Annotated in this window: 19 protein-coding genes and 1 pseudogene; 10 read left to right on the top strand and 10 right to left on the bottom strand. The window is 72.6% G+C overall.

The window, feature by feature from the left end; genetic code table 11:
* Both H5J29_RS04285 and H5J29_RS04280 read right to left on the bottom strand, forming a co-directional pair.
* Positions 1-1,136, bottom strand: a 1,136-nt coding sequence (locus H5J29_RS04285) for a CoA transferase (protein WP_181779584.1), incomplete at its 3' end; no start/stop codon positions are given.
* Between the two features lie 189 nt (positions 1,137-1,325).
* Complete coding sequence (locus tag H5J29_RS04280) at positions 1,326-2,069, bottom strand: SDR family NAD(P)-dependent oxidoreductase (protein ID WP_181779583.1); 744 nt, start codon at positions 2,067-2,069, stop codon at positions 1,326-1,328.
* A 399-nt stretch (positions 2,070-2,468) separates the two neighbouring features.
* Between H5J29_RS04280 and H5J29_RS04275 the strand changes: the two genes are divergently transcribed.
* The 6 genes from H5J29_RS04275 to H5J29_RS04250 are packed head-to-tail and all read left to right on the top strand — an operon-like array spanning position 2,469 to position 8,732.
* Positions 2,469-4,025 (top strand): ABC transporter substrate-binding protein, encoded by a 1,557-nt coding sequence (locus tag H5J29_RS04275; protein WP_181779582.1) that lies wholly within the window; start codon positions 2,469-2,471, stop codon positions 4,023-4,025.
* Between the two features lie 31 nt (positions 4,026-4,056).
* Entirely contained in the window at positions 4,057-5,004 is a 948-nt protein-coding gene (locus H5J29_RS04270) for an ABC transporter permease (RefSeq protein ID WP_181779581.1), read from the top strand.
* Positions 5,001-5,885 carry an ABC transporter permease gene (locus H5J29_RS04265; protein ID WP_181779580.1) on the top strand — a complete coding sequence of 295 codons (885 nt, stop codon included), beginning with the start codon at positions 5,001-5,003 and terminating at the stop codon, positions 5,883-5,885. The genes H5J29_RS04270 and H5J29_RS04265 overlap by 4 nt, the downstream gene beginning before the upstream one ends.
* The gene (locus tag H5J29_RS04260; protein WP_181779579.1) at positions 5,882-6,928 is read left to right on the top strand and encodes an ABC transporter ATP-binding protein; all 1,047 of its coding nucleotides are present in this window, start codon (positions 5,882-5,884) and stop codon (positions 6,926-6,928) included. The genes H5J29_RS04265 and H5J29_RS04260 overlap by 4 nt, the downstream gene beginning before the upstream one ends.
* Complete coding sequence (locus H5J29_RS04255) at positions 6,925-7,842, top strand: ATP-binding cassette domain-containing protein (protein ID WP_181779578.1); 918 nt, start codon at positions 6,925-6,927, stop codon at positions 7,840-7,842. The genes H5J29_RS04260 and H5J29_RS04255 overlap by 4 nt, the downstream gene beginning before the upstream one ends.
* Positions 7,839-8,732, top strand: coding sequence for a 3-keto-5-aminohexanoate cleavage protein (locus H5J29_RS04250; RefSeq protein ID WP_181779577.1), 894 nt, complete (start codon positions 7,839-7,841; stop codon positions 8,730-8,732). Before H5J29_RS04255 ends, H5J29_RS04250 begins: the two co-directional genes overlap by 4 nt.
* Positions 8,733-8,792: 60 nt before the next feature.
* Here H5J29_RS04250 and H5J29_RS04245 read toward each other — a convergent pair whose 3' ends face one another.
* The 5 genes from H5J29_RS04245 to H5J29_RS04225 form a co-directional block, all read right to left on the bottom strand.
* Positions 8,793-9,221 carry a Zn-ribbon domain-containing OB-fold protein gene (locus H5J29_RS04245; RefSeq protein ID WP_181779576.1) on the bottom strand — a complete coding sequence of 143 codons (429 nt, stop codon included), beginning with the start codon at positions 9,219-9,221 and terminating at the stop codon, positions 8,793-8,795.
* Entirely contained in the window at positions 9,218-10,405 is a 1,188-nt protein-coding gene (locus H5J29_RS04240) for a thiolase C-terminal domain-containing protein (RefSeq protein WP_181779575.1), read from the bottom strand. The genes H5J29_RS04245 and H5J29_RS04240 overlap by 4 nt, the downstream gene beginning before the upstream one ends.
* Positions 10,402-10,611, bottom strand: a complete 210-nt coding sequence (locus H5J29_RS04235) for a hypothetical protein (RefSeq protein ID WP_181779574.1) — start codon at positions 10,609-10,611, stop codon at positions 10,402-10,404. The genes H5J29_RS04240 and H5J29_RS04235 overlap by 4 nt, the downstream gene beginning before the upstream one ends.
* On the bottom strand, positions 10,608-11,762 hold the full coding sequence (locus H5J29_RS04230; RefSeq protein WP_181779573.1) for an amidohydrolase family protein: 1,155 nt from the start codon (positions 11,760-11,762) through the stop codon (positions 10,608-10,610). The genes H5J29_RS04235 and H5J29_RS04230 overlap by 4 nt, the downstream gene beginning before the upstream one ends.
* 81 nt (positions 11,763-11,843) lie before the next feature.
* Complete coding sequence (locus tag H5J29_RS04225) at positions 11,844-12,299, bottom strand: TetR/AcrR family transcriptional regulator (protein WP_181779572.1); 456 nt, start codon at positions 12,297-12,299, stop codon at positions 11,844-11,846.
* 83 nt (positions 12,300-12,382) lie between these two features.
* Between H5J29_RS04225 and H5J29_RS04215 the strand changes: the two genes are divergently transcribed.
* Positions 12,383-12,523 (top strand): hypothetical protein, encoded by a 141-nt coding sequence (locus tag H5J29_RS04215; RefSeq protein ID WP_181779571.1) that lies wholly within the window; start codon positions 12,383-12,385, stop codon positions 12,521-12,523.
* A 13-nt stretch (positions 12,524-12,536) separates the two neighbouring features.
* Here the strand turns inward: H5J29_RS04215 and H5J29_RS04210 are convergent, their stop codons facing one another.
* Complete coding sequence (locus H5J29_RS04210; protein WP_312858052.1) at positions 12,537-13,085, bottom strand: TetR/AcrR family transcriptional regulator; 549 nt, start codon at positions 13,083-13,085, stop codon at positions 12,537-12,539.
* 76 nt (positions 13,086-13,161) lie between these two features.
* Between H5J29_RS04210 and H5J29_RS04205 the strand changes: the two genes are divergently transcribed.
* Complete coding sequence (locus tag H5J29_RS04205) at positions 13,162-13,638, top strand: hypothetical protein (protein ID WP_181779569.1); 477 nt, start codon at positions 13,162-13,164, stop codon at positions 13,636-13,638.
* Here H5J29_RS04205 and H5J29_RS04200 read toward each other — a convergent pair.
* Complete coding sequence (locus tag H5J29_RS04200) at positions 13,635-14,519, bottom strand: Gfo/Idh/MocA family protein (RefSeq protein ID WP_181779568.1); 885 nt, start codon at positions 14,517-14,519, stop codon at positions 13,635-13,637. The genes H5J29_RS04205 and H5J29_RS04200 overlap by 4 nt on opposite strands.
* Before the next feature lie 67 nt (positions 14,520-14,586).
* Between H5J29_RS04200 and H5J29_RS04195 the strand changes: the two genes are divergently transcribed.
* Together H5J29_RS04195 and H5J29_RS04190 are read left to right on the top strand one after the other, a co-directional pair.
* Positions 14,587-15,402 carry an NUDIX hydrolase gene (locus H5J29_RS04195; protein WP_220186967.1) on the top strand — a complete coding sequence of 272 codons (816 nt, stop codon included), beginning with the start codon at positions 14,587-14,589 and terminating at the stop codon, positions 15,400-15,402.
* Positions 15,399-16,178, top strand: a complete 780-nt coding sequence (locus H5J29_RS04190; RefSeq protein ID WP_312858051.1) for an MBL fold metallo-hydrolase — start codon at positions 15,399-15,401, stop codon at positions 16,176-16,178. The genes H5J29_RS04195 and H5J29_RS04190 overlap by 4 nt, the downstream gene beginning before the upstream one ends.
* Here H5J29_RS04190 and H5J29_RS04185 read toward each other — a convergent pair.
* Positions 16,167-16,644: pseudogene (locus H5J29_RS04185) on the bottom strand (MFS transporter); the annotation flags it as partial. The gene H5J29_RS04190 and the pseudogene H5J29_RS04185 sit on opposite strands and share 12 nt — an antisense overlap.

The raw sequence follows: 16,644 nt of genomic DNA, 5'->3' as shown, positions 1-16,644 counted from the left end.
AGCGGCTGCCCGTCCGCATGGACCAGCGTGGAGGGCTGGTGGACGGGACCACGCTCGCCGTCCTCGCCGACGACCTTGCGGCCGTCGTGCAGCATCTGCGGGTGGTCGAGGGACTCGGGCCCGGCCCGGAACAGCTCGGCACTGATGTCCGGGTTGGCCGCCATGACGGCGTTCCACTCGTCGAGCGTGCGCTCGCCGACCTTGTTGATCATCGTCTCCCAGAGCTCGACCCGCAGCTCCGGGGACTCCAGCGCGGGCAGCCCCTTCCACTTCGGGTCGGTGAACAGGTGGGAGAGCCCGAACTCCTGCATCATCGCCACGAACAGCCGCGGCTGGGTCTGGCCGAACTGCAGCCACCGACCGTCCTTGGTGGGCGCCGCGAGCAGGGGGAAGATCAGCGGGGTGCCGGGGACGCCCTCGGGGGAGAATGCCTCGACGGCCTCGTACGCGTCCGGCCAGCGACTGCCCACCAGCTTGAGGTACCAGTCCCAGGTGTCCAAGGTGTACACCCCGCGGACGAGGTCGGCCTCGACCACCTGGCCGAGCCCGGTGCGCTGCCGGTCCAGCAGCGCCGCCAGGATGCCGTGCAGCGCGGTCTGCGCGGCGCCCCACGAGGCGTAGGGCACCGAGACGAAGGCGGGCCCGGGCCGGGGCTGCATCAGCCGCTTGGCGTGGAAGATCCCGGTCTTCGCCATCACCAGGCCCTCGTAGCCCTTGAGCCCGGACCAGGGACCGCGGCGCCCCCAGCCGGTGATCGACGCGACGACGGCGGCCGGGTTGCGCTCGGCGAGCTCCTCGGGGGTGAGTCCGAGGCGGGTCGCCGTCGCGGGCCGGAAGCTGGTCAGCACCACGTCCGCGTCGTCCACCAGGGACAGGAGCCGATCGCGGTTCTCGGGGTCCGCCGCGTCGAGCACCAGGCTCCGGCTGCCCCGGGCCAGGGCGGGCCAGGCCGCGCTGCGGCGCAGCCTGCTCCCTCCCGGCGGCTCGACGTGCAGGACGTCGGCCCCACCGTCGGCCAGGAACTGGGACACCCATCCGCCGGGGGTGGTGTGGGTGAGGTCGAGGACGGTGAGTCCGGCGAGCGGCTCGGCGGCAGGGCGTTCGGTCGGTTCGAGATCGGACGTCGGTGTGGCCACGCGGGCGCCTCCTGAGTTCGCTGTGATCGCAATCACCAGGCAGTCATCGTGGCTGCGCAGGCAGGGCGAGTCAAGAACTATCTGACGGTTTGTTCACGAAATGATCCACAGCTCTGGAGAGATCTGTGCAGTTCACGTGCCTAGGACGGTGTGCAGCGTGTGGTACGAGAGCTCGGTTCTGACGATCGATCAGCTCACGCCGCCCGCCGCGACGACGACCTCGCCGGTCACGTAGGCGGCCGCGGGGGAGAGGAGGAAGTCGACCACCGCGGCGATCTCCTCCGGTGTGCCCTCCCGTCCGAGGGGGATGTCGCGGGTCATCCGGGCCCGTAGGTCCGGGTCGACCGTCTCGGCCCGGGGGGTCGCGACCATCCCGGCGGCCACGGCGTTGACCCGGATGCCGAGCGGGGCGAGGGCCATCCCGGCGGTGCGGGTGAACTGGTTCAACGCGGCCTTGGAGGTCCCGTAGCCGATCATGTCGGGTCGCGCTCGGCTCCCGCTGAGCGACGACACGTTGACGATCGCCCCGCCGCCGGCCTCGGCCATGTCGTCCTTGGCCGCCCACGTGGTGAGGAACGGGCCGTCGACGTTGGTGCGGAGGAAGCGCTGCCACCGCGCGAAGGTGAGCTGCTCGTGGGTGAGCAGATGGGTGTAGGCCGCGTTGTTCACCAGCAGGGTGACGGGCCCGAGCTCCTTGCGGGTGTGGTCGACCAGGTCCCGGACGGCGTCGGGGTCGCCCATGTCGGCCTGCCTCGTCACCGCCTCGCCGCCCGCCTCGCGGATGCGGCGCGCGGTCTCCTCCGCCGCCTCGTGGTCGCTGCGGTAGTTGACCATCACCTTGGCGCCTGCGCGGCCGAGGCTCTCGCTGACGGCGCGACCGATGCCGCGCGCGCCCCCGGTGACGAGGGCGGTCCTGCCGTCGAAGTCCTGCACGGCGCGCTCCTGAGGGCTGCGGCCGGCTCGTGCCGCCCACGCGGATCCGGGGCGGAACGCAGTCGACCATGACTGAAAGTAGTGATTTCAGTCTGTGTCCTCCGTCTCTACGCTGTCAAGGGCCGACGAGACCAGTCTGACAGTCCAGTCACCTGACCAGTCGACGGCGATGCACCACTGAACTGGTCGGTAAGAGATTTCCAGAACCTGGTTCTTGCTCCTGTCGCGTGGTCTCTGACACAGTGTTCATCTTGTCGGTCCGGTGTTCCGGCCCGAGATCCGGGTCGTCGCCGACCCCGGTCCCGGACAGCCGACGAGCGAACCGAACGAACCGCACCACTCACCCGAGCCGCGACCTGCGGCGGATCACGTCAACGTCGTCGAAGAGAGGGGTCCGGTGTGATCTCAGTCAGTCGCCGCTCGTTCCTGGTCGGTGTCGCCGCGGCAGGCACCCTGGTCGCCTGCGGCCGGGGGGCGTCGGGCGGTGCGACGGCGGGCGGCGCCGTCGACCCGGCCGCCGTCCTGCGCGGCGGGTGGTCGACCGCGCCGACCAACCTCGACCCGCACATGGCCACCAGCGAGGTCATCTGGTTCCGTTTCGGCCTCAACCTGATCTACGACCGGCTCTTCACCGTCACCTCGACCGGTGACGTGAAGGGCATGCTGGTCACGAACCACACCTACTCCCCGGACGGGCTCACGCTGACCCTCGACCTGCGGGAGGGCGTCACCTTCCGCGACGGCCGGGCCCTCGACGCCGCGGCGGTCAAGACCAGCCTCGACCGCGCCCGCACCCTGCAGAGCCCGTCGGTGAAGGCCCGGCTGGTCGACATCGTCGACACCACGGTGACCGCGCCCCACCAGCTCACGATCGCCCTCGCCCGGCCCACGCCGACCGTGCCCTACCTGCTCGCGGAGTGCGCGGGCCTGATCCTGCACCCCGACCTGGTCGCGAACGGCGATCCCGCCACCACCACCAACGGGTCCGGCGCCTACTCGGTGGAGGAGTTCGTCCCCGGCAAGTCGCTGACCCTGGTCCGTGACCGCGCCGACTACTGGGACCCCGAGGCCGCCCAGGTCGCGCGGATCGAGAACCAGGCCATCCCGGACTTCCAGGCGTTCTCCAACGCGCTCGCGGCGAGCCAGATCGACATCGGGCAGTTCCAGCCGAACAACGTCGCGTCCATCGAGGGACGACGGGGGCTGACCACCGTGCCGGTCCCCACCGGCATCTCGATCGACCTCTACCTGAACCGGGCCCTCGCCCCGCTGGACTCCCTCCCGGTGCGCCAGGCGATCAACCTGGCCCTCGACCGGGACGCGATCACCGCGGCGCTCTACCCGGGCTCGGAGTCGAAGTACCAGTACTACCGCGACGGTCTGCCGGGATACGACCCCTCGCTCGCCCCGCTGACCCGGGACCTCCCGCGTGCCAAGGCGCTGCTGAGCGAGGCCGGGTTCCCGAACGGGGTGGACCTGGGCGAGATCATCGTGGCGAACGCGGTCACGGCGGGCCTGCCGGACGTCGTCCAGCAGCAGCTGGCCGAGGCCGGCATCCGCGCGCGGATCACCGTGGCCGACGCCGTCCAGGTCGTCACGCGTTGGGCCGCGGGCAAGGACGCCGCCATGCTGCAGTTCTCGGTCACCGGCACCGAGCCCTCGGCCGGTGCGTCGACCCTGTGGGGACCGCAGCTCAACCCGGCGGGCCGTACCCCGGAGTTCACCCGGCTGCTCGACGCGGCCGCCGACAACCGGCTCACCCCGGAGGAGCGCGGCGCCGGGTACCAGAGGCTCAACCGGTACCTCCGCGACCAGGCGTGGTCCGCGCCGATCACCTGGATCACCTACCCGTGGGTGATGACCGAACGCATGCAGGGCTTCTCCCCACAGATGGACTACGCGTCGACGCTCGGCCCGTACGACTGGCGCTACCTGGCCCTCACGGCCACCAGCTGACGGCGCCGGTCCGACCGAGGAGGGAGACCCCGTGCTCCGGTTCGTCGGCACGCGGCTGATCACCGTCGTGCCCCTGCTGTTGTTGTTGATGCTCCTGGTGTTCGGTCTCGTGCAGATCGCCCCGGGTGACCCTGCGGCGATCATCGCGGGCCCGGACGCGTCCGCGCAGGCCGTGGCCGCGATCCGGACCGAGCTGGGGCTGGACCGGCCGGTCTGGGAGCAGTTCGTGTCCTACCTCGGCAACGTGCTGCACGGGGACCTCGGCACCTCGTACACCACCCGCGAGCCGGTGACCGAGGTGATCGCCCGGGCACTGCCCCGGACGGTGACGGTCGCCGCCTTCGCGATGCTGCTCGCCGTGCTGGTCAGCCTGCCGCTCGGGGTGCTCGCGGCGATGCGCCGCAACGGTCCCGTCGACCGGGGGCTGACCGGTGCGTCCGTGGTGCTGATGGCGGTCCCGCCCTTCGTGCTCGCGGCGCTGCTGGTGAACTACTTCGCCCTCGGCGGGCTGCAGATCTTCCCCCCGACCGGGTACGCGCCGCTCACCGACGGCCTCGGGGCCTGGTTGGAGTTCGCGACGCTCCCCGCGATCGCGATCGCGACGATCAGCCTCGCGGAGCTGACCCGCCAGGCCCGGGGGTCGCTGATCGACGCCCTCGAGGAGGACTACGTGCGGACCGCCCGCGCGAAGGGGCTGGGCCGGTTCTGGACCGTCGGGAAGCACGCCGCGAAGAACGCCGCGGTCCCGTACGTCACGGTGCTCGGCCTCAACGTCGGCCGGATCGTGGGCGCCGCGGTGATCGTCGAGGCGATGTTCAACATCCAGGGCTTCGGTCAGCTCGGCGTGGACGCGGTGCTCACCCGCGACCTGCCCACGATGCAGGGCGTGGTGCTCGTCAGCGGCGTGATCGTGCTGGTCGTGAACCTGCTGGTCGACGTCTCCTACGGCTACTTCAACCCCAAGGTGCGTGCCCGATGACCGTGACCAGCCCACCGGTGCCCGCGGGGCGGGTGCGCTACCGGCCCGGCCGCGTCGCCCAGCGCTTCCTCGCGGACCGGACCGGCGTGACCTGCCTGGTCGTGCTCGTGCTGCTGCTCCTGGTCGCCGTCGTGTCCCGGGTGTGGACACCGGTCGACCCCGGGGCCCAGGACCTCGTCGACCGGCTGCAGGGTCCGTCGGCGGCCCACCTGCTCGGCACGGACAACGTCGGCCGCGACATCCTCTCCCGGCTCATGGAGGCGACGTGGACGGCGCTGACGTCCTGCCTGCTGGCCGTGGGGCTCGCCGTGGTCGTGGGCGTCCCGCTGGGCCTCCTCGCCGGCTACGTCGGTGGCGTCGTCGACGGGGTGCTCGGGCGGGTGAGCGACGTGCTGATGTCGCTGCCGCCCCTGCTGTTCGCCGTCGCGATCGTGGGTGCCCTCGGTCCGAGCCTCACCAACGCGATGATCGCGATCGGGGTGCTGCTCGTGCCGCGGTTCTTCCGGCTGACCCGGATCAGCACCCGCGAGGTCGAGAGCGAGGACTTCGTGGAGGCCGCGCGCGCCTCCGGGACGGGCACGGCGCGGATCCTGGTGCGGCACGTGCTGCCCAACGTGGCCTCGCCGCTGCTGATCCAGGTCTCGTTCGGCGCGGCGGTGGCCATCGTCTCGGAGTCCGGCCTCAGCTTCCTCGGCCTGGGGGCACAGCCTCCCACGGCGAGCTGGGGGTCGATGGTGAAGGAGGGCTTCGACCGGCTCGCCGAGAGCAGTTGGAGCATGTACCCGCCGGCGGTGGCGATCGTGGTGACCGTCCTGGTGCTGTCGCTGCTCGGCGACAGCCTGCGCGACGCCGTCGGGCGGCAGACCGGGGGCAGGCGATGACCGAGACGGTGGAGCGGACGGGCGCCTCCGACGCCGCGGACGGGGGCCGGGCGGCGGTCCTGGAGGTCACCGGCCTCGGGGTCGACATCAGGACGGACCGCACCTGGACCGGCATCGTCGACGACGTCGACCTCGTGGTCCGGTCGGGCGAGACGGTCGGACTGGTCGGGGAGTCCGGCTCCGGGAAGACGGTGACGTCCCTGGCCGTGATGGGGCTGCTGCCGCCCAACGCCCGGGTCCGCGGCACCGTGCGGCTGAACGGGCGGGACCTCACCGCGCTGTCCGAGCGCGAGCTGGACCGGGTGCGCGGCGTCGAGATGGGAATGATCTTCCAGGAGCCCCGCCGCAGCCTGAACCCGGCCTTCACGGTGGGCGACCAGGTGGCGGAGTCGGTGCGGCGCCACCGCGGCGCCGGACGGAGGGAGGCCTGGGAGCGCGCGGTCGACCTGTTCGACCTGGTGGGCATCCCCGACCCCCGCAGGCGGGCGGGTGCCTACCCGCACGAGTTCTCGGGCGGGATGTGCCAGCGCGTGATGCTGGCGATGGCGGTGGCCTGCGAACCGTCGCTGCTGATCGCCGACGAGCCGACGACCGCGCTCGACGTGACCGTGCAGAAGCAGGTCCTCGGGCTGATCCGGGAGATCCAGCAGCGGCTGGGGATCGGGGTCCTGCTGATCACCCACGACCTGGGCGTGGTCGCGGAGGTCTGCGACCGCACCGCCGTGATGTACGCGGGCCGCATCGTGGAGCAGACCGAGGTCGTGGAGCTGTTCGACCATCCCCGCCACCCGTACACGGCGGGGCTGCTCGCGGCGATGCCGGACCCGCGACGACACGCCGACCGGCTCGGGGTCATCCCCGGGATCGTGCCGCCGCCGCACGCGTTCCCCGCGGGATGTCGCTTCCACCCCCGCTGCGACCACCGGCGGGAGCCGACCTGCACCACGGCCGACATCCCACTGCGGGACGTGTCCGTCGGCCTCCCACACCGGGTCCGGTGCGCCCGGGCCGACGAGATCACCCTCGAGGACACCTCGACATGACCGAGACCACCGAGACCTCCGAGACCTCCGAGACCTCCGAGACCGCGGCCGCCGCCCGGGCAGGGCGGCCCGCCGAGGCGGAGCAGGCCCTGACCGTCCGCGGCCTGCGCAAGAGCTATCCCGCGGCGCGGAACCTGCTCGGCCGGGTGACCAGGACGGTCGACGCCGTGCGCGGGGTCGACCTCGACGTGCGGGCGGGGGAGACCCTGGCCCTGGTGGGCGAGTCCGGGGCCGGCAAGTCGACCGTGGGGCGGCTGGTGCTGCGGCTCCTGGAGCCCGACGCCGGCACGGTCACCCTGCTCGGCCAGGACGTCACCGGGCTGCGCGGCCCTGCGCTGACGGCGATGCGGGCACGGGCCACGATGATCTTCCAGGACCCCTACAAGTCGCTGGACCCGCGGCTGCAGATCCGGCACTCCGTCGCCGAGCCGCTGGTCGCGCAGGGCATGCGCGGCAAGGCGGAACGGGCCGAGCGGCTCGGCGCCCTGCTGGACCGGGTCGGCCTGGCGCAGCACTACCTGGACCGCTTCCCGTACGAGATGTCCGGCGGTCAGCTGCAGCGGGTCGCGATCGCGCGGGCCCTCGCCACCGACCCGAGGCTGGTCGTCTGCGACGAGCCCGTCGCGGCGCTCGACATGTCGATCCGCTCGCACGTGATCAACCTGCTGCGCGATCTGCAGCGCGAGCGCGGGCTCGGCTACCTCTTCGTGTCCCACGACCTGGCCCTGGTCCGCGTGATCGCCGACCGGATCGCGGTGATGCGCCGGGGCGAGATCGTGGAGTGCCGCCCGGCCGACGAGCTCTTCGCTGATCCCGAGCACGAGTACACGCGGGAGCTGCTGTCCGCGGTGCCCGCCTCGCACCCTCGCGACCGGACGTTCCGGTCACCGCCGCCCCCACGGAGGACGACATGAGCAGTGCGCCGAACGCCGCGGAGCGGCCCGTCGTGATCGAGGCCGCGATGTCGCCGGTGGTGGCGAACACCGGCGGGCCGGAGCCGACCACGGAGAACATCGTCGTGGAGGCGTTGGCCTGTTATGCGGCGGGGGCGTCGGTGGTCCACTGCCACCACGACTTCTCCCTGTCCCTGGACGAGGCGATCGCCCAGTGCGTCGGGATCAACGAGGGGATCCTGGCCGTGCACCCGGAGGCCCTCACCTACCCGGGCTACATGGCCGGGCACGGCACGGCCGAGCAGATGCGACACCTCCGGCCGATGGCGGAGGCCGGGGTCCTGCGCATGTTCGCCTTCGATCCCGGCCTGCACACCAGCGGCAGGCTCGACGACGGCGGCGTGATGACCCGTTCCCTCACCGGCGGGACGACCTTCGAGGAGGCGACGTCCCTCGTCGCGCTGTCGACGCAGTGGGACGTGCCGTGCTCCGTCGGCATCTTCGAGCCCGGGGCGCTGCGGTGGGTGCGCTCGTTCGGCGCCGCCGGGCGGTTCACCCCGGGGACGGTGGTCAAGTTCTACTTCGCGGGGGACACCGCGTGGGGTGCGGCCGGGTCCGGCCCGACGTTCGGGCTGCCGCCCACCAAGGAGGCCCTGGACCTCTACCTGCGGCTGGTCGAGGGTTCCGGGCTGCCGTGGATCGTGGCGGTGCTGGGCGGGAGCCTGCTGGACACCGAGATCGCCCGGTACGCGCTGGAGCTCGGGGGACACCTGCGGATCGGCGTCGAGGACCCGCTGCGGCCGGTCGAGGCCACCAACGCCGAGCTCGTCGCGCGGGCCCGTGCCCTCGCGGCGGAGGTCGGCCGCCCGGTCGCCGACTGCGCCGACACCCGGTCGGTGCTCGCGGCCTGACCGCCCCACGACGAGAGGCCCGCCGCGATCGCGACGGGCCTCTCGAGCGTGTGCCGGTGCTCAGTCGAGGGGCCGGAACTGCGGCACCTTCCAGCCGTCGGAGATCGTCGAGAACTGCACGGTGACCGGCATGCCGATGTGCACGACGGCGGGGTCGACGTCCACGATGTTGCCGATCAGCCGGGCACCCGGCGCGTCCGGGAGGTCCAGCACGGCGGCGACCAGCGTGATGTCCGGCAGGCCCGGGAAGCCGTGGACCACCGAGTAGCTGAACACCTCGGCCCGACCCGACAGCTCCGTCCAGTCGACCGCCTTCGAGCGGCACTCCGGGCAGAACGGCGTGGGCGGCAGCCGGAAGGTGCCGCAGTCCGCGCACTTGGGCGCGACGAGCCGGTCCTCCTTCGCCGCCAGCCAGAACGGCTCGGTGTAGGCGTCCGTGGTGATCTGCACGATCTCCGCGGGAAGCGACGTGGCCAGGGCCGCGCTCACGACGCCTGCCCCAGGATCAGGCCGCTGACCGGCAGGTGGGCCGGGCCGCCCGTGACGAGCGCGAGCTCGGCGTCGGCGACCTGGTTGATCGCGGTGCCCCGCATCTGCTCCACGCCCTCCTTGATGTGGGTCATGCCGATGATGTAGGCCTCGGAGAGCTGACCGCCGTGGGTGTTGACGGGGATCGAGCCGCCCTTGTAGCGGACCGCCCCGCTCTCGACGAAGGGGCCGCCCTCGCCCTTCTTGCAGAACCCGTAGTCCTCGAGCTGCATCACGACCATCGGCGAGAAGTGGTCGTAGAGCAGCGCGACGTCGATGTCCTCCGCGGTGACCCCCGCCCGCCCGTAGAGGTGCTCGGCGATGGCCGCGTGCCCCGAGGACGCGAAGGTCTCCCGGGGCATCCCGTACCAGGAGAAGGCCCGGCCCCAGTCCCGGTGTCCACCGTGGACCGCCGCGACGACCGGGACCGGCTTCTGGCGCAGGTCCTTGGCGCGGTCGGCGCTCGTGGTGATCACCGCGACCGCACCCTCGGTCTCGAGGCAGAAGTCGTAGAGGCACAACGGGTCCGCGATCATCCGCGCGTTCCAGTAGTCGTCCTCGGTGAGCGGCTTGCGCATGATCGCGTCCGGCCGGTTCAGGGCGTTCGCCCGCTGGGAGAGCGCGACCTCGGCGAACGCCTCGCGGCGGGTGCCGTAGTCGTGCATGTGCCGCCGGGTGAGCACCGACATCAGGTGGCCCGGCCCGGAGAGGCCCGCGGGCTTCAGGAACGAGCTCAGCGGGTCCGGCGGCACGAGCGCGAACACCTCGCCCAGCCGGCCGCGGTCCTGCTGCAGCGCCATCACCGAGACGACGACGTTCGCGTCCCCGGACACGATGGCCGCGCGGGCGAGGCCGACGGAGCCCGCCGACCCGCCGCCGCCGGAGGTCAGGGTGGCCGAGAAGGTGACCTCGGGGATGCCGAGGGTCTCCATGAACACCGCGGTGTCCATGGCCTGGCCGTAGCCCGCACCGGCCATGGAGTAGTAGGCGAACCCGTCGATGTCGGTGACCGCGAGGCCCGCGTCCTCGCACGCGGCGAGGATCGCCTGCCCGGCGAGGTCCACGATGGACTGGGGCGCCGAGCCGCCGCGCCGGTAGTACGGCGTGGAGCCGACCCCGACGACGGCGACGTCCCCGGCGGTCATCGGAGCGACCCGGTGTGCGCGCGAGCCAGGTCCAGGCCCTTCCAGCGGTCCGGGGAGATGACCTCCCACTCCTCGCAGGAACAGGCACAGACGTAGGTGCCGTCCTCCAGCGGGATGACCGACTGCGCCACGCACTCGCCCTTCTTCTCCGCCACCTCGTGCAGGAACTCGGTGGGCGAGTCGTGCAGGATGTTCCCGTCGCTCATGCGGAGCCCCCCGCCGCGGCGCCCACGACGTCTCCGCGCGGCACCGGGGGGACCTGGGGGAAGAGCTCGGTGAAGGCGCCGATGGTGATGCGTTCCTTGACCTTCTCGTCGACCCCGTCGAACAGGTGGTGCAGGGTCTGCTGGGTGTGGCCGTAGGTGCCTTCGAGGTGGGGGTAGTCGCTGCCCCACATCACCTTGTCGTAGCCCATGGCGGTCATCGCGGCGATGGCGGACTCGTCGTGTTGGAAGCTGGCGTAGACCTGGGAGTAGATGATCTCCTTGGGGGAGCGCTTGAGCTTGGGGCGCACCGCCATGGCGTGTTGGCGGTAGCCCTCCTCCATGCGGTCGGCCACGAACGGCACCCAGGTGGCGCCGCCCTCGGAGACCAGGACCTTGAGGTCGGGGTGGCGGTCCAGGGCGCCGGAGGCGACCATCTTCATGACCGCGCGCTGCCCGGAGAAGGTGGTCTCGGTGTAGTTGAGCACCGCGCCGCCGGGGCCGCGGTAGATCACCCCGGCCGAGCCGCCCTTGGACAGGTCGATGGGGTCGGTGCCGATGTGGAAGGACAGTACGATCCCGGCGCGCTCGCACGCGGTCCAGAACGGCTCCCAGTCGTCTTGGTGGTAGTCCTTCTGCAGCGGGTGGGGGGTGGTGGGCATGAACACCGCCCGGTAGCCCATCTCGGCGACCCGTTCGAGCTCGGCGACGGCGTCGCCGATGTCGAGGGTGGAGACCTGGGCGGTGGTGACCAGGCGCGGGTTGTACTTCTCGATGGTCTCGAAGGCCCAGTCGTTGGACACCCGCAGCGCCTCGCGCAGCACCTCGGGGGTGCGGAAGCTCGAGCTCCACATGCCCAGCGAGGGGAACACCAGCTCGGCCCAGATCCCCTCCTGGTCCAGGTCCGGGATCCGCTTGACGACGTCGGCACTGCCGGGCGCACGGGCCGAGAGGTCGAAGAACTCCTTGGTGCGGCCGGTGGGCAGCTTGCGGCGGAAGGACATCCCGTCGATGTGGACCGTCTCCCACTCACCGTCCGGGTCCTTGTCCGCACGAGGGACCAGCTCGGCCAGCCGCGGCGGCAACGAGTCCCGCCACAGCTCGTCGGGCTCCAGGAAGTGCGAGTCTCCCGAGTTGGCCCAGATCTTCTCCATGGACGTGCCTCCACGACGGTGCGGCGTGCGCGACTGACTGAAACTGACGATTTCAGATAGTCACCGTCAGAAGCGGGCCTGTCAACCGTCGACGGCCGCCGGTGCTGCCGGGATCGTGGTGCCGAGCGCGCGGCCGACGAAGTCCACGACGTGGCGGGTGACCGCCTCGGCGTCCCGGTCGCCCGGCACGGAGCGCGCCCCCCGGTCGAGCCCGCTGCGCTGGACGATGTCGAGGATGGTCCCGGCGTCGCGGTCGGGGTCGGTGTGGGCGAACACGCCCCGGGCCCGGCCCTCGCGCAGGATCCGGAGCAGGGACACGCGGAGCCGCTCGTGGTTGCGGTCGAGCGCGGCGTCGTAGCCCGCGACCCGACGCATCTCGGCCGAGAGCATGACCCGGGTGCGGCGGGCCCGGCGCGGCTCGAGGAACACGGCGAGGTTCTGGTCGATCCAGGTCGCCAGGGCGAGCTGCGGGTCGTCGACGCCGGTCAGCCTGGCCGCCAGGACGTCCGCGGTGCGCTCGCCCTCGGCGTCGAACATGGCGATCAGCAGGTCGTCCTTGGACTGGAAGTGTCGGTAGAAGGCGCGGGTGGACAGGCCCGCCTCCCGCAGGATGCGGCTGAGTGGGGCGGATCCGTCGCCGCTGCGCAGGACCCGGTACGCCGCGTCCGCCCGAGTCGCGGGCCTCGCTGTCGAGCCGCGAGCAGGAGCTGCTCCGCAGGCTCCAGCAGGAGCTCGCGGTCCGCGAGGAGTCCTCCGACTAGGACGAGGAGTCTGCTAGGCCAGGAGGAGGTCCGCGGCGCGGGAGAGCACCTCCGCCCGGCTCCGCCCCTGGTGGTCGGCGGCGAGGAAGTGCTCGCCGATCGCCACGCAGAAGGCGAGCAGGCTGCGGGCCTCGACCTCGTCGGGGTCGGCGCAGAAGGTGCCGATCATCTCGCGCAGCAGCGCCATGCGTCGGTTGTCGACGCGGCGCAACCGCTCTGCGACGGCCGGGTCCCGGCGGGCCCAGTCGCGGATCGCGAGGTCGATCGGCAGGAGGCGGTCGTTCGAGAAGGTGAGGACGCCCGCGCGGTGGGCCCGGGTCCGCGGGTCGCCGCCCTCGCGCTCGACCTGGGCGAGGACGTCGTCGACGCTCTCTCGTTCCCAGAGCTCGAGCATCGTCTCCAGGAGCGCCTCCCGATCCGCGAAGTACCCGTAGAACCCGCCCTTGGTCACGCCGAGCGACTTCGCCAACGCCTCGACCCGGACGGTGTCGGGCCCGCCCGCGGCCAGCGCGCGCAACCCCGCCTCGACCCAGCTCTCACGCGGTGTCCGTGCGACGCCCACCCTCGCCCCTTCCCCTCTGATATACGCATCCGTATAGTCGGATCGGAGATATACGCAACCGTATAGGAGCAGCGTCATGATCCCCGACCTGGCCCGATCCCGGAGCGCGCTGGACCGCGTCGACTACGCGGACCACTTCTCCCTCGAGACCGCCCACGGGCACGCAGGCCCTGAACGCTGGGCCCGCGCGATGTTCGGCGACCTCCCGAACCTGGGCGAACGGTTCATCTGGCAGGTCCTCCTGGGGCTGCGCCTGCGCCCCGCGGCGGACACCGTCGCGGGCTGGCCGGTCACCGACCGCGGCGAGGACTGGCTCCGGATGGCCACGGCCTCGAGCCGGATGAGCGTGAACCTCGTCGTCACCACGTCCGACGGCCGGGCGGCCCTCACCACCCTCGTGCGGTACGACCGCACCTCGGGCGGCCTGCTCTGGCGCCCGCTCTCCGCCGTCCACCGCGCCCTCGTCCCCGGGCTCCTCCGCGACGCCGACGCCCGCCTCCGCGCCGACACGACCGCCGACACGACCGCCGACACGACCGCCGAGACGACTTAGGCCAGCTCCTCCGCCTGCGCCAACACCTTCTGCACGTGCAGGCTCCGGGCGGCGGACTGGGGTCCGTCGGTGCGCCCCGCCCCGACGTCGGCCGTGAACTCGTCGAGCAGGACGCCGTAGGCGACCTGGGCGTCGTCGGGCCGGTCGGTGAGCCGGTGCCGCCCGGCGGAGCCGTACGCCGTCACCTCCATCTCCGTGGGGTCGACCGGCAGGGCCAGGGACATCACGACCGTGCTGGTGGCACCACCGACGTGCCGCAGGCCCAACCGCCAGAGGTCCGGCTCGCCCCGGTGTGCCCAGTCGACGGCCACGACCTCACCCAACGCGGCGTCGAGCAGGTCCACCATGTGCGGCCCGATGTCCAGCAGCGCCCCGCGCTCCGCCCGCCACGAGGACGCCGCGTACGGCCCGCCCAGCAGTGCGCCGGAGAGCCAGCGGGCGCTGCCGGTCGTCGCGGCGTCGGCGGGGCCGGCGAACCCGGCGAGGAACTCGCGGACCGGCGGGTGGAAGCGGAGGGTGAACATCGTCGTCGAGACGACGCCGGCCGCGGCGATCACGGCGGCGGCCCGCTCGGCGGCGGGCAACGAGTCCGCCAGCGGCTTGTCCAGGATCAGGTGCTTCCCCGCCTCGGCCGCCCGCACCGCCAGCTCGCCCTGGACCGAGGGCGGCACCGCGAACGCGACGGCGTCGACGATCTCCAGCAGCTCCTCGACCGTGCCGACCGCCACGGTCCCCTGGGAGGCGGCGAGCTCGCGGCCCGGTTCCGGACGCCGCGTCCACACCCCCGCGAACGAGACGCCCCCGTGCGCGGCGAGCGCGGGTGCGTGCACGGTGCGGGCCCACGGCCCTGCTCCGACGAGTCCGATCCGTAGCCGATCCACGCCCCCATCCTGCCCGTGGCGCGCTTCACTCTCACCACGGTGCCCCCGAGGACGTACTGTCCGGAGGGTGAGCGTCGACGGGGACACGCCGATCAGGGCGGCCGCAACGGTTCTGCTGCTGCGAGACGACCCGGCTCCGCCGCCGGGGGTCGCGGCGCTGCAGGTCTTCCTGCAGCGCCGGGTGAAGCAGATGGCCTTCGCCGGCGGGATGACCGTGTTCCCCGGCGGCAGCGTGGACCCCACGGACGTCCCGGATCCCGAGCGTTGGGCGGGTCCGGCGCCCGAGGAGTGGGCCGCCCGGTTCGGCGTCACGCCCGAGGTGGCCGGTCAGGCCGTGTCCGCCGCGGTCCGCGAGGTCTTCGAGGAGTGCGGGGTGCTGCTCGCCGGGGCGCCCGGCGGCGAGCCGGGATCGCTCACCGCCCAGGCCCCGCTGTGGCGCAAGCAGCTCACCGAGCACACCGTGTCGCTGGCGGAGATCCTCGTCCGGTCCGGGTACGTGCTGCGGTCCGACCTGCTGACCGCCTGGGCGCACTGGATCACCCCGCCCGTCGAGCCGCGCCGCTACGACACGCACTTCTTCGTGGCCGCGCTCCCGGCGGGCCAGGAGGCCGACGCCCACACCAGCGAGGCGGTCGAGGCGGGCTGGTGGCACCCGAGCGCCGCCCTCGCCGCCTTCGACGCGGGCGAGCTCACCCTGATGCCGCCGACCCTGCTCTCGCTGCGCGACCTCACCGCCTTCTCGACGACGGCGGAGGCGCTGGCCGGGGCCGTCGGGCGCGACCTCACCGCGGTCCACCCGCAGTTCCGCAAGGACGACGCGGGGGTGCGGCACGTCATCCTGCCCGACGGTTCGGAGCACCCGTTCGCCCCGGCGGCCCCGTGACCGCGTACGGCCGCCTGCGCGAGGTGACCCCGGTCGTCTCGGTGCTGCTCGAGAACAACCCCGGCCCGATGACGCTGGAGGGCACCAACACCTGGGTCCTGCGCGCGCCGGGGGTCGAGGAGTGCGTGATCGTCGACCCGGGCGAGGAGCAGGACGAGGAGCACCTCCAGCGGGTCGCCGCGCAGGGACCCGTCGCCCGCATCCTGGTCACCCACCGCCATCACGACCACTGCGGCTCCGCCAAGAGGCTCGCCGAGCTGACCGGGGCCCCCGTGCACGCGCTGGACCCGAGCGTGGGCTCCGAGTCCCTGCGCGACGGCGAGGTGGTCGCCGCCGCGGGCCTGGAGTTCCACGTCGTCGCGACGCCCGGGCACACCACGGACTCGACGTCCTTCCTGGTCCACGGCCCGGGCGAGGGCCCGCCGCCGCTGCTGGCAGGCGACATGATCCTGGGCCACGGCACCACCGTGATCGCCCACCCGGACGGCGCGCTGGCCCCGTACCTGTCCTCCCTGGACTGGTACGCGGACCTGCCCCCCGGCACGCTCTGCCTCACCGGCCACGGGCCCGAGCTGCCCGACGCCGCGGAGATCGCGCGGCACTACCGCACCCACCGCCACCAGCGCCTGGACCAGGTCCGCGAGGCGCTGCGGACCCTGCCCGAGGACGCGACGCCCCGCCGGGTCGTCGAGACGGTGTACGCGGACGTCGACGAGAAGCTGTGGGACGCGGCGGAGCTGTCGGTGAAGGCCCAGCTGGACTACCTACGCGGGTGACCCCTCGATGGTCCTGCGGCGCAGCCACAGGACCACGCCCACGACGACCCCCGCGAACCCGCCGACGGCGAAGGCACCGGACGCACCCCACGCCTCGACGACCGTGCCCGCGAGGGACTGTCCCACCGCGGCGCCGACCGTGATCGCGGTGACGACCCAGCCGAAGGCCTCGGTGGCGGTCCCCGGCTGCGCCACGACGTCGACCACCAGGGACTGACCGGTCGTCTGCGGCGTGATCAGGCCGCCCGCCAGCAGCATCGCGACGACGAGCAGCGGCAGCGACGAGGCCGTGACCCACATCAGCAGGACCAGCAGACCGAAGCCCGTGACCAGGACCGGCATCCGCAGGTGCAGCGCGCGCGGCCAGGGCCGCATCCCGTACAGCACCCCGACCAGCACGGACGTGACCGACCACGCCGACAGCAGCGCACCCGCTGGGCACTGCTCGTCGCCGTCCTCGGCGCCA

The organism is Pseudonocardia pini (genome assembly GCF_013870575.1).
GTDB classification, from domain to species: Bacteria; Actinomycetota; Actinomycetes; order Mycobacteriales; family Pseudonocardiaceae; genus Pseudonocardia; species Pseudonocardia pini.
Note: the sequence above shows the minus strand (reverse complement) of the source record. Positions and strands in the feature narration are given on the sequence as shown.

Excerpts from the sequence above, each read along its gene's own strand:
- H5J29_RS04255 (WP_181779578.1), top strand. The coding sequence starts at position 6,925 with ATGACCGAGACCACCGAGACCTCCGAGACCTCCGAGACCTCCGAGACC.
- H5J29_RS04260 (WP_181779579.1), top strand. The coding sequence starts at position 5,882 with ATGACCGAGACGGTGGAGCGGACGGGCGCCTCCGACGCCGCGGACGGG.
- H5J29_RS04235 (WP_181779574.1), bottom strand. The coding sequence starts at position 10,611 with ATGAGCGACGGGAACATCCTGCACGACTCGCCCACCGAGTTCCTGCAC.
- H5J29_RS04250 (WP_181779577.1), top strand. The coding sequence starts at position 7,839 with ATGAGCAGTGCGCCGAACGCCGCGGAGCGGCCCGTCGTGATCGAGGCC.
- H5J29_RS04265 (WP_181779580.1), top strand. The coding sequence starts at position 5,001 with ATGACCGTGACCAGCCCACCGGTGCCCGCGGGGCGGGTGCGCTACCGG.
- H5J29_RS04225 (WP_181779572.1), bottom strand. The coding sequence starts at position 12,299 with ATGTTCGACGCCGAGGGCGAGCGCACCGCGGACGTCCTGGCGGCCAGG.
- H5J29_RS04230 (WP_181779573.1), bottom strand. The coding sequence starts at position 11,762 with ATGGAGAAGATCTGGGCCAACTCGGGAGACTCGCACTTCCTGGAGCCC.
- H5J29_RS04205 (WP_181779569.1), top strand. The coding sequence starts at position 13,162 with ATGATCCCCGACCTGGCCCGATCCCGGAGCGCGCTGGACCGCGTCGAC.
- H5J29_RS04240 (WP_181779575.1), bottom strand. The coding sequence starts at position 10,405 with ATGACCGCCGGGGACGTCGCCGTCGTCGGGGTCGGCTCCACGCCGTAC.